The 11471-nt window shown below is 33.3% G+C and carries 9 protein-coding genes and 2 pseudogenes; 3 read left to right on the top strand and 8 right to left on the bottom strand.

Annotation, left to right across the window (positions count from 1 at the left end):
- A partial coding sequence (locus C9J35_RS22220) for an IS3 family transposase (protein WP_153062985.1) occupies positions 1–87 on the top strand: 87 nt, incomplete at its 5' end.
- Between the two features lie 450 nt (positions 88–537).
- Here C9J35_RS22220 and C9J35_RS22215 read toward each other — a convergent pair.
- From C9J35_RS22215 to C9J35_RS22170, 8 genes and pseudogenes are all read right to left on the bottom strand, one after another.
- The gene (locus C9J35_RS22215) at positions 538–1485 is read right to left on the bottom strand and encodes a DNA/RNA non-specific endonuclease (RefSeq protein WP_107926995.1); all 948 of its coding nucleotides are present in this window, start codon (positions 1483–1485) and stop codon (positions 538–540) included.
- A 575-nt stretch (positions 1486–2060) separates the two neighbouring features.
- Positions 2061–2963, bottom strand: a pseudogene (locus C9J35_RS24795) (zinc-binding dehydrogenase); the annotation flags it as partial.
- Between the two features lie 98 nt (positions 2964–3061).
- The gene (locus tag C9J35_RS22200; protein ID WP_107926991.1) at positions 3062–3871 is read right to left on the bottom strand and encodes a Mov34/MPN/PAD-1 family protein; all 810 of its coding nucleotides are present in this window, start codon (positions 3869–3871) and stop codon (positions 3062–3064) included.
- Complete coding sequence (locus tag C9J35_RS22195; protein WP_167396041.1) at positions 3861–5636, bottom strand: ThiF family adenylyltransferase; 1776 nt, start codon at positions 5634–5636, stop codon at positions 3861–3863. Before C9J35_RS22195 ends, C9J35_RS22200 begins: the two co-directional genes overlap by 11 nt.
- Before the next feature lies 1 nt (position 5637).
- Positions 5638–6621, bottom strand: a complete 984-nt coding sequence (locus C9J35_RS22190; protein ID WP_107926987.1) for a CBASS cGAMP synthase — start codon at positions 6619–6621, stop codon at positions 5638–5640.
- 28 nt (positions 6622–6649) lie between these two features.
- Positions 6650–7630: a CBASS cGAMP-activated phospholipase gene (locus C9J35_RS22185; protein WP_107926985.1), complete on the bottom strand. Its 981-nt coding sequence runs from the start codon at positions 7628–7630 to the stop codon at positions 6650–6652.
- A gap of 347 nt (positions 7631–7977) precedes the next feature.
- On the bottom strand, positions 7978–8556 hold the full coding sequence (locus C9J35_RS22180) for a replication initiation and membrane attachment family protein (protein WP_107926983.1): 579 nt from the start codon (positions 8554–8556) through the stop codon (positions 7978–7980).
- Between the two features lie 462 nt (positions 8557–9018).
- Positions 9019–9663, bottom strand: coding sequence for a hypothetical protein (locus C9J35_RS22170; protein ID WP_107926981.1), 645 nt, complete (start codon positions 9661–9663; stop codon positions 9019–9021).
- A gap of 225 nt (positions 9664–9888) precedes the next feature.
- On the opposite strand from C9J35_RS22170, the gene tlp reads away from it, so the two are divergent.
- Together tlp and C9J35_RS25155 are read left to right on the top strand one after the other, a co-directional pair.
- Complete coding sequence (tlp, locus tag C9J35_RS22165) at positions 9889–10122, top strand: small acid-soluble spore protein Tlp (protein ID WP_036221151.1); 234 nt, start codon at positions 9889–9891, stop codon at positions 10120–10122.
- A gap of 857 nt (positions 10123–10979) precedes the next feature.
- A pseudogene (locus C9J35_RS25155) lies at positions 10980–11066 on the top strand (DUF3231 family protein); the annotation flags it as partial.
- Positions 11067–11471 lie beyond the last annotated feature (405 nt).

Genomic DNA, 11471 nt, shown 5'->3' with positions numbered 1-11471 from the left:
GAATATATACACTATTATAACAATATCCGTATCCAAACGAAACTAAACAACCAGTCACCGGTAAAATACCGTCAACTGGCAGTTTAAAAGGTGTTTTCTTACTGTCTCAAAAAAGGTAGTCAGTGCCTAAAGATTGATCAAAACGATAGCTTTCTTTTATATTTAAGAACTGTTTATTATAAAAAAGATTGATTATTTTAAATCTCCTTATTCCACTAACTTGCGCCCGATTGTAGAAAAAGAATACACCCAAAGCCGTTTGGTAACATTAAGTGCGTAATTTTGTGAATCTGCGTTTTTCTAATATATAGCGAATATAAAGTTGTTTAAATCTTACTGAACTAAAACCTCTGATAAAATCATATTGTTTTATTTTTTACAAGATGCTCTATGTCTAATGGTTCTACAACCATAACGCCCGATTGTGGTAGATACTTATATGACCATTAATTTCTGGTTCCTATATAGATACCCATTTGCAAATTGTTATAAATCGTCCAAGAAGGAAAATGTTCTTTAACCTCAAGTTCTAGGAGCTTATTCACCTACCATACCGTCGTTATCAGAGTCTTGCATATATTTGTACAACCAGTGTTCACGAGTTATTGGCATACTATAACCAGCTGCTTTTGCTTCTTTAATCGTCACTTGTCCATTTCCATCTGTATCAACGCTAGAAATATCTTCGGTGCCATTCGAAGCATTGGACTTATTAGAACTTGTTGACTTATTTGAGTTAGTTGATTTACTTTCAGTTAATCCTAGAGATTTATTTATTTCATCAGGGTTGCTGTTATCAAACTCATCTACAATTTTATTCCCTTTTAAAGTGTAAGTGTACTTGTAATGAGAAGGAATCTGTGTTTCCGTATTAGGATATGTGATAATTGCTTCGAAATTAGTAGCTCCACCAGCTTTACGAATAGCGTCTTCCATATATGCTTGATCACCATGTCGGTTAAGCGTACTATCTTGTGGCGTAATATTATAAGAGTTTGATACCCCACCAAGAGAATCTGCAATAATATGTCCTTCATCTAAATCTGCTCTCTCGACACCAGGAACTTTTGCTTCATCAGCGTAGTATCTGCCAGATGATGTTACGGGTTCGGTACGGTCATCTTGTAGAACGATTTCGTCAGCAATGACACGAACCAATTGCCCTGCCTCATTCGTGAATGCATAGTAATGTCGGTCCCCAAAGCCAATGTCAACGACGACGTTAGGTTCGCGATGTCCTGACAAATCGCCACCATCAACTTCAATCAGTTTGTACCCCTTGAACAGTTCACCTTTTGATTGAGTTGATGTTTTTTCTGATACTGATTTTTCAGTTACCATAGTTTTTTCTGTTTCACTATTATTTGTTGTTACTTCTTGTGAATCTGTTTCTTTATCTGTAACTGATGCCTCTTCTACGTTAGTACAACCAACAATAAAGATGGCAGTTAAAAGTAAGATTAAATAGTTTGTTTTCTTTTTCATTTTAGGACTCCTTATTCTAAAAATCTTTGAATAAAACATAAAATTAACATTGCTAACCTATTTATAATAGCATATTACAATATTAATTTTATTACAGTAGATACTTAGTTCAAATTATGTAGTATTAAATTCCAATAAAGATTAGTAGAGTCCATAACACTAAAAAAGGCACAATTCCAATACAAGAATTGCGCCCTTTAACGGAATAACATATTCACTATTAAAACCTCCTTTAGATATATGAATATCCAAAGGGGCATAGCTTCTCAACATTTTTATAAACGTCGTGACTTTATTTTAAATCTACAAGTAGAAAATATTCGGAGAAGTTTTGCTTATAAGAGAGTTTCGCTAATTTTTCACATACCCTCAAACCAAACGGAATAATGATGTGTGCATAACCTCTTTAAAAAGATCGGAATCAGTATTAATATCCATCTCTCGCATTGCTAATAAGTAAATCCACTTGCGCAAACCTGAAATCCCAAGCAGTATTATCGCTTGCTTTATCGAACGAACTTTGGGTTTAGAGCGTCTAAAATGTGTGGGTTTTTTTATAAACAAGATTGAACTGATTAATGTGCGCCACTTAATTTAACTAGAATTTTCGCTTTAGATTTATCGTGAATTAACGCTTCAAATCCTTGTTCAGCGATATTATCTATATCAATTTCACTTGTAATAATTGATTGTGCGGATAATTTACCATTAGCAAGCGATTCAATAACTTCATTATAAGTTTCGTTACTGTAGCCTATAGATCCCATTAGTTTTACACCACTAAAGAGTAAGGCAGCAGGAACATTAAATTGAATGACTTGTTTGTGAAAGCTGATAACCATCGTTGTTCCACGAACTTTCGTCGATTGAATATCTTGATTAAATGTAGATTCAACCCCTGCTGCTTCAATGACAACATCAGCTCCATACGGGAATAATTTACGAATTTCTTCAACAGGATTCACTTCTTTAGCATTCAAAACATGTGTCGCACCAACTTCAGTTGCCTTATTGAGTCTACTATCAAGCAAATCAACAACAATAATATTCGATGCTCTTGCAATTTTTGCTCCTAATACAGCAAATAAACCAATAGGTCCTGCACCGTATACAACAACAGTATCCCCTTTTCTTACATTTGCATCTTTGATTGATTGTTTATATTTATAAAAATGATAATAGCTTTTTAAAAATTTTTCAGCTTCTGTGAGCTCTCCATTATCTTTAAATAATTCCCATAACTTTCTGGCAGATTTTCCATAAACATAGGAACTCATGTTGGATTCATATTGATTGAGAGGTAAATTTACAGGTAACTCTAAATTAGGATCAGGTTTGAACATTGAATTATAATCTTTAGCCTGTTTCAATTTTGAAAATTTGAATAAACTCGCAGCAAATACTGCAAAACCTTCATCTAACCATGCATCATTATAAGGATCGTTGCTAATAATTCCATAAAACCATTGATGAGCAATTTCATGTATCACCTATTCATGATTGGGAAGCTGGTCAGTTTGAGGGGTATATCTAAAAGATTAATTTAAAAAACGACCCTATCAAAATAGGAGTCGTTTTATTTATTAAATGTTTGTTGTATATAATTAATTTCCACAAATTTATCTATACCTGTATTCTTCATTTCTTGTAAGACTGTGTTTACTTGTATTAGCATTATTTCCATAATTGTTTGTGACTTCGCATCTCTAGAATCAGGGGCTAAAAATCGAATAAAGCCTTGTGAATGTTCAAAAACATAGTCTTTTAAATTAGTTAATGCTGATATTGCATTAACTGTACCAACGAAGATTGTAGAAAAAGCTGCATTGTAAGCCTTTGGAGCAAAATCTAGAAACCCTGCTACCTGAAATCCGTAAATTCTATCGTTGTTTTTATAGATTGTAATACTCAACCCGTCTGCTGCTTGTAGAGTGTTTAGTGGCTCCATCTTAACCATTTTTTTATTTAGAACAGCCATATACGGCTTAACTCGCCCAATAATAATCATGAACAAAAAATCTATATTCATACGTGAGTGTTTCAACATATTTTTTAATAATGTTCGGTCATCCCTAGATGGCGATGGGACATCTTCAGGATGTGTATGCCACTCACCCAAATAAAGCCTTTCCCCATTTGATTCTTTCCAAGCATGTTCTGCGATTCTTTGGGCCTTTTTAACATTTCTAAAAAAATAATAACGACCAGAATCATCTTCCTTAGAAGGTTCAGATACTTGATCAATAATAATTAAATCATTATAGACTTTACCTAATAAAATACCTCCTGATTCATGTGCTACATTACTTAGCTGCTTATACTTATGAAAAGTAGCTACTACTTCTTCAGTAAATACAATATATTTTTTTCCAAATTTATATATCATGTTTTTCAGTACTTTCCTTTGGATTTTCTAGCTTATAATGCCTTACCGAAAAGTCAGAAGCACCTACCCAACGATTTTCTAAAAGGCTACTATTCCTTCTTTGTTCAGTTAAATTTCCTAACCAAGTAAATGCAATACTTTCACTTTGCTGTTGTTCCCATTGCTTGGCAATGAATATTACGACTTCCATAACAAATTTTTTTAACTCCAAAACACCATAGGGTACATAGGAAGTGTTACAGCCGAGTTCCCTTTGAGTATACTGACTTGCACTCTTTAAAACTTGATACTTATATTTGCCTGTATCAAATAAAGAATCAAAAAAAACTCCAGAGGCACTATTCTGCCATATAGCATGTCCTGCAGCTAAATAAGGTTCTACCCAAACATTTAAAATTGGCGGTGTAATAACTCCCTGCTGTTGCAGTTCACTCATTCGTTGCTCAATTGGAGTATGACTAATTGCAGATATTATTAAATCGTATGAATTTAGCCCCTTCGGAAATTGGATTAAAAATTGCATCACATCGTAATTGTAAAAGTGAATTTGACATGTGGGATAGTGCCTTTGAAATTTCTTTTTAATTGCTACAGTTTTATAAAGGCCTACACTATCCGCCCCACAAAGATGCCTATTTATATTTTCAAAACTTAACTCGTCAGGGTCGATTAGAAGCATTTGTTGTACACCTAAATCGAACAGACCTTGTATTAAATGGCTGCCTACTGCGCCACAACCTATTACTACAACTTTTTTTCCCTGGTAGCTTGTATTACCATCTCCACCACGTGTTTTTAATCTTGATGGTCTTATGTCCTCAACATAATACTTGTTAATCTCTAGATTAGGATAATCTCGAATTAATTCAACTAAACTATTTTGCGATTGGTTCCTAAATCCATTAAGATTTTTTTGATTTCTTTTCCAGCCTTTATAAAGAGAGATAATCTGTTTATTAGGTTTTCGATGTTCCCAAACACCCCAAGCAATTTTATCGTCTACTTCCATAGAAAATAATATCTTAGAAGGTCTAGGGCATTTATCAAGGTATGAAAAATACTCTTTTGTATTAGATATTTTACTGTCTTTGATTATTTGGTATATATCTTTATTGTTATTTGGGAATGGATACAGCATTTGTGTTTTTAAAGGAACATATAACGCTTCAGTTGCAAGTTCTTCTTTGGGAAGTCCACCGGCATTTACTATCCATCTAATTGCTTGGCTTTTAGTATCAGCAAAGACCCCACTGTGCTTAGGCTGCATTTTTAAAAAGCAAGGTACCAAATATACTTTTTTTATCTCATCTGAAGGCTCAACCAGTGAAAGATACCTATCATAAGATTCCTCGAACCAATATGAATCAAATTCATCTATAAACTCGTCAAAGTTCTGTTTTAAAATTCCTTTACTTAAAATATCCCTAGTCTTTTTTATTACTTCTTCTATCAGTCCAATTGGATTTTTTGGATTCGGACTGGCTTCCACATCATCAAATAGACAGAGCTTTTTATATTTGCTTAGATGAGGTATAGGATATACCTTTTCATATGACTGTTCTTCTAATCTTATCTTTGGAAATGCATCTGGAAAATTAAATGGAATGTCCATGATAAAAGATACTTCTATATCCGCCACTATTTGTTTAATGATAAGGGACGCTGGATAATTAGCCGTATTAATAGAATCTATTAATACGGCACCATAGGCGGTTTGAAGATGATTAATCGCTTGTTCCCTATATGTTATATATATATCAAGCATACTAAGATGAACGTCCATAATTCCCTAGTATTGGGGGGGCTGAAGCCTTTAGTGCATAGCCTTTTTCAACATTATTTTGCTCTTTAGGTGGCGTAAATTCTGGGAATCGGTCTCCAAATTGCTTAATCCAAATTTTTGATGCTTCAGCTTTATCTTCAGTCTCTAAAGCCTTTTGACCATTGTTGATTAAAGTGGATAGCTTAGATAAAAAGTTTGTTTTTGCTGTATCGGACCAATCTTCAAATAACTCTTCTTCTGGAAAAACAGGTCTATTTAATGAAAAGTTAGCATTTAAAGCATCGTAAATTTCTTGTGCTACAGCTATAAAAGCTGAGTCATCTGCATCTTCATAGCCTTCCACGTAATGATTAGCTGCAAGAATAGTAAAAATCATGCCACTCGGAAATTTATCTCCATTTTTCTTAAAATCCTTCCAAGACTTAAAATATCTCACTAATCGTTTTAATTGAGTATCTTTTGATGAAACTTGTCCTTTAAACCAGTTAGTTAATTCTTTTGGATCACTATCTACCCAACCTTTTGTTTTATGTGCCAGCTTAGGATGTTCAGAATCTTTACTTTTTATATATATCGGTAGATCGATATGGTAATTACCTTTATAGATTACCCTCACGCATGTATTTTTATTTTTTGGAGGTGTGTGCGTCCTATCTTGAACTGCTTTAATAATCCAGTTGTGAACCGTTTCAGCTGTAGGCCATTCTTCTTCATCAATTTCAGCTAAATGTTCTAAATATACACCATCATCTATATCATACTCGCCATCAATAGGTTTAATAATAGTGTTCATCATATAAGAACCCTGTCCCCAAAATTTAGGTTTTGAAACCTTTAACTTCTTTTCAAAATGATTAATAATATCATTGCGTATAGAGTTTCGTGATGTACGTAAAGATGTTTTTTTACTATTTTTTAATTCTATCTCACCATTAAATTTTAAGAATAAATCATTACATTCTGCCATTATTAATTTCACCTCATAATTTAGTGTATTAATTAAAGAACTCAAGAATTTTCGGATTATCAACCCATCTTTTACTAGCCTCATGCCCTTTCCTTATTAAAAGGTTAATAGATTCCCTACCTGCTTTATCCAATTGAATTAATCTACTTTCTTTTTTTGTAATCGGCTCGCTTTCAATTCTTACGTAATTGCCCTTCAAAGTAGTATTCAAGTATTTTATATGATAGTCGGTGGATACCGATTGCAAATCCATCATCAAAGAAATTAATTTCACATTCCATAGGAAAAGAGATCTTCTTTTGACTAGTAATTTTCTTTCAAAGGAAAAATTTTGATGTAAAGTGGATATAGATAATAAACTATAATTCTTATAAGTATAATTATTATTATTTATAAAGAATTTGTATGCTTCTTGAATACCATGTAGAGAAGGGTTATTTGCAAATATTCCTCCATCTGCAAATTGATCTTCTGTATTCATTGTGGGAATCTCTTGAATTGGAAAGTAAGTAGGTGCGGCAGTTGTTGCTAATGCCACATCCACTAATGAGTGAATATTATCTCTTCCTAAGTCATGACTATGGTCATTTTTTATAATACACGGTTTTCCAGTTGTTATATTAGCCGTTGGTATTAATACATTTGTTTCACAGTCCCCTATTTTCTTATCTTTAAATACGTTTATTAATGCATTTTTAAGATTGTCTTCTCTATATTTAGAAGTTAATAAGCCTTGTTTAATAGAGTGCAACATATATAGGAATCTATTATTATATGGAAAAATCGTAGGTCCGTTAGTTTTATAGAGATTTACAATTTCTTTCGCTGGTATTCCAGCTGCTAACCCAAGAGCAATTATACCTCCCGTAGAAGTACCACATATTAAATCAAAGTGGTTACTTAGCTTTCCATACTTTTCTTCAAAATCAGCTAATATGACAGCTGAGTACAACCCTTTTATACCACCCCCATCAATTGCTAGAATTTTAAAATTTTCGGCATTTCTCAATGATGATCCTCCCTAATTGACAACTAATTGGAATAATCATACTATATTTTTCATTTTTTTAAAACAAAAAGGAACAAAAGTTCGTTTTTGTTGTTGCTTTGAAATAAAGTTTGAGCAAAAATACCTCGCAAACCCTTATTTTACGTTAAATAAGAAGAATCCCTTTTGAAAAAAGATTGATCAAAAGGGATTTTTCTTTAGCAGTTTTAAGTTAGGTTTTTATAAAAAAGTTTGATTATTTTCTACCTGTGTTGCTCCACAATCGCGCCCGATTGTTGAAGATCGTTATTGAACTAAAGCACCCGTTCAATAAGGAATTTGATGTTGGAGAATCTATTTTTGGGACTCTAGCTCTTCCATTCTTCCCTAACAAAGGCTATTGCACTTTCAATAGTTAAGACATTTTTCTTAAGCCAACTTTCACCCATTTCTCTTACCAACGAGTGAATAAAGCCAATTTTACTAACAATGTTCATATAATCCAGTAATACATTTATTACACCATCATTTAAACCTAACTTTTGTAAATCCTTCACCAGTTCTACATCATCCTGAGAAACAGCACCATTGCAATTTTCAAGATAATCAATTGGTGTTAAAGAATTAACCTGTTTTATATACCATTCGTCGTAACTCATTCCTGTTTTAGTTATAAACTCTTCTTCTTTTTTTGCATTCCATTCCTCAATTGTTACTCCGTGATTTTCTTTAAATCGTTCTTCAGCAGTCGTGCCATATATTACTTTGCTATTTATTTTCTTATATCGCTTTTTATTTTTCTTCGCCCCTTTTTTCGCTTTTTCTTCAAGTTTCCCTCGCCATTCCTCTATTGTCATTTCGTTTACTTCTTTAGAATGTTCTTCGTTTTTTTGTCTATGTTTTGCTAAATAGTAGGATTTTTTAAATCGTTTTTCATCTTTACTCACTCCATTTCACCCCTTTTCTTAAAGATTGTTGTTATTCAACTAATCAGCTGCGTTAGCTTAAGTACATTGTTTGACAAACTCACATCAAGATTAACATAAAACCCCATTTTTAATTTAGAAGTGTTATTCAATTAAATGGCCCTTTAATGAAAAAAGCACTTTCCTTATTCCAGGAAAGCGCCACATGTCGCGTAAAATCAACACTACACCACAGAAAATGAAAGATCATTACGTTCTTTCATGTCTATGTTTCCAATAACTATCTCAACTTCAGATAAGTGATAAAATGTGTAGTTTCAAAATTATTTACTTCTTCATTCGGTGAGTAAAGATATATCTTATTGTCTTGTCCAAGAGCTATCCAATTTCCCTTGTTGACCTATTTTCCTTAAGTCTTTAAACGATGAAGCTCTGAAGTCAAATAGACAAAAAAGGACCGGGCAACTTTTTGCCCAGTTATTCTTATTCGTTTATAATTTCTTCATACCCAGTCATAGTATCCATATGGCTCGCAATCATGGCGATAATGGTACTTGCCTCTTCTTTTTTAAATGACAAGGTACTTTCATCTTCGAATAGTTCCCCGTCTTCTGTCCAGATCCGATTGACTCTTCGCAGAACGCCATCTCCATTAGCTCTATCTACCCCAAACTGATAGGTTACTTCAAGATTATCTTCAATTTGATAAGCCGTGACTTCCGGAGTTTCCCATTCCACATCAATTTCTTCAAGAGTAATTTCATCATCTAGAACTTCATATTCTTCTTCATCATCTACATAAAAGACTTCACTATCTTTGTCAATAAATTCATGAAAACTTTCATGAACAGCTTCAACCACATCAGTAATATCATCCAAAATAATTCTTGTAGGTTGTTGAAGCGTCATATCAAAGCTTTCTAAGTAAAATTCTTCATTATACGGATCAAAGAGGAGGGTGCAAAAGTAAACCCTGTCGTCATCTTCTGTCGAGATAAAAAATTCAATTCGGGGATGTTTTGAACCTCGATTGATATTCATATGACCGATTTGGTCATATTCTTCGCAAATCGATTTCAAATGATCTTGAAGCTCACCAGTTACTCTGTTAAACCATTCCATAGACATGTCACTACCGCCTCATTTTCTTTTTATCTAGTCATAATTTTTTTCCGTTTATTCATGCTGATTATATCCATTTATCGTGAATTATATTCTTTACAACTTAACGTGAGGACCTATTACTTACAAAGATTTGTTTTTGAAGAAAATTCCACTTATTGCACTGAATATTTTTAGTTAAATCGGGGACGATAAATCTTGTGACTTTATTAAAAAGAAGGAGGAATTAAAATGGAGAAAAATACCCCAAAGCCCGATGATCGATCAGATAATGTTGAAAAGCTTCAAGATATGATGAAAAATACTAAGGAAAATATGGAAGCTGCAGAAGAAATGATGGCTTACGTTGATGAAAACGAACGAAAGGCACTTAAGCAAAAAAATGCACGTAGGGAAGAAAGTATGAGTGGTTTTCGAGAAGAGATTTTAGATGAAGCGGCTGCTCGAAAAAATGGTAACTCATAAATTTAAGTAAAGTGTCTTTTTATCCCGCGTACCAAAGTTCCTTAAATAATCAATGGGTGATGAAGAATGCCCCACTGATTAAGTTTCATTTCATGTGAATACGGGAAAAGCCGGAAAATAATATATTTAATTTATAAAGCAACAGAAATTATACGGAAATAAAACGGAGAAAAGTGATACATTTACTTTTCTCCGCTTTTGAACGTTTCACAGTGGTTACTTTACATACTTTCAAACAGTAGGACGACGACTATTCAAAAGTGGAGACTTATAAATTACCGCGATATTGTTAGTCCTTATGTTATCTAAAAATGTAGAGGGTTTTCGTATAAAAGGCATAGGGAAAATCAGTATATTACATGTTATCTTCCTATCTCTGACGGTCATCGGTTTAAAAAAATCATGTTCCAGGGGTCAAGCATCAAGCCGCTTCCACAAAATGTGAGAAAGGCTATATAGGTTTAGACAAAAAACCAAACTCTTTTGAGCTGGTTGCCGTTTTCTTCATGTTATTGATTAACTGCGTAACTTTCCAGAATTACAAAGATGAGTGTAGGGGATTCTTAACACTATTTCGTAGAGATCATCAACCACTATTTATTGGGCAATCGCTCTCCGTTAGTTAAAGTATGATTCTTCACAAATTCTTGGTTATTCGTAATAGGTAGAGGATTACCATATTTATTAATTTCCTCATATTGTTCAGTTAATATCTATGCTTCAGCTACTTCCCTCGCTGCGGCTTTTTTATGTATAGATAACCTTAAATTGCACATATTAATATTGAGTGTATCGCACGCACTTAGCTGCGGCGCTAGTTGACAGCTGCAGCTTTTCTTCAATTTAATCCGCAACAGCTTGGCGCCAAACTATTACGCCTTAATAAAAATAAAGGTTGGCGGCTAGTACCCCCGCCATTACATGTAGATCATCCAGAAAAATAATAAGTATTTATTAAGCCTGATTAAACCGTCAAATAATTAGTTCCCCAGTATAAAACTGGGGATTTTTCAATATGACTGAGTTTCTAGGAAATATCTTTACTGCACATTTTTTATCAAAAATTCATTCAATATAGAGATGAAATTTAAAATTCCACTTTGGTATACCTGCTTAAAATAATCTTCCACTTCTTCAACTAAACTCCCTCTATAAATATTGATGTATCAACGGTTTCCACCATTTCGTGATGAAGAAAAAATATTTTTCCACTTGATTTATGAACAGTATTTTTAATTTATAGTTATAATTTACAATCTGAGTGTACGCTTCGCTAAAACTAATGGAAATCATTAGCTTTTTTATCCACTATGTGATGCACAATGGATCTCTGCGATACTTATGACGAC

This window comes from Lysinibacillus parviboronicapiens, assembly GCF_003049575.1.
In the GTDB taxonomy this organism is placed as follows: domain Bacteria; phylum Bacillota; class Bacilli; order Bacillales_A; family Planococcaceae; genus Lysinibacillus; species Lysinibacillus parviboronicapiens.
The sequence above is the reverse complement of the archived record's forward strand: the minus strand, read 5'-3'. Positions and strand labels throughout refer to the sequence as shown.

Coding starts and splice junctions, on each gene's coding strand:
- C9J35_RS22215 (WP_107926995.1), bottom strand. CDS start 1,485: ATGAAAAAGAAAACAAACTATTTAATCTTACTTTTAACTGCCATCTTT.
- C9J35_RS22200 (WP_107926991.1), bottom strand. CDS start 3,871: ATGATATATAAATTTGGAAAAAAATATATTGTATTTACTGAAGAAGTA.
- C9J35_RS22170 (WP_107926981.1), bottom strand. CDS start 9,663: ATGTCTATGGAATGGTTTAACAGAGTAACTGGTGAGCTTCAAGATCAT.
- tlp (WP_036221151.1), top strand. CDS start 9,889: ATGGAGAAAAATACCCCAAAGCCCGATGATCGATCAGATAATGTTGAA.
- C9J35_RS22190 (WP_107926987.1), bottom strand. CDS start 6,621: ATGGCAGAATGTAATGATTTATTCTTAAAATTTAATGGTGAGATAGAA.
- C9J35_RS22195 (WP_167396041.1), bottom strand. CDS start 5,636: ATGCTTGATATATATATAACATATAGGGAACAAGCGATTAATCATCTT.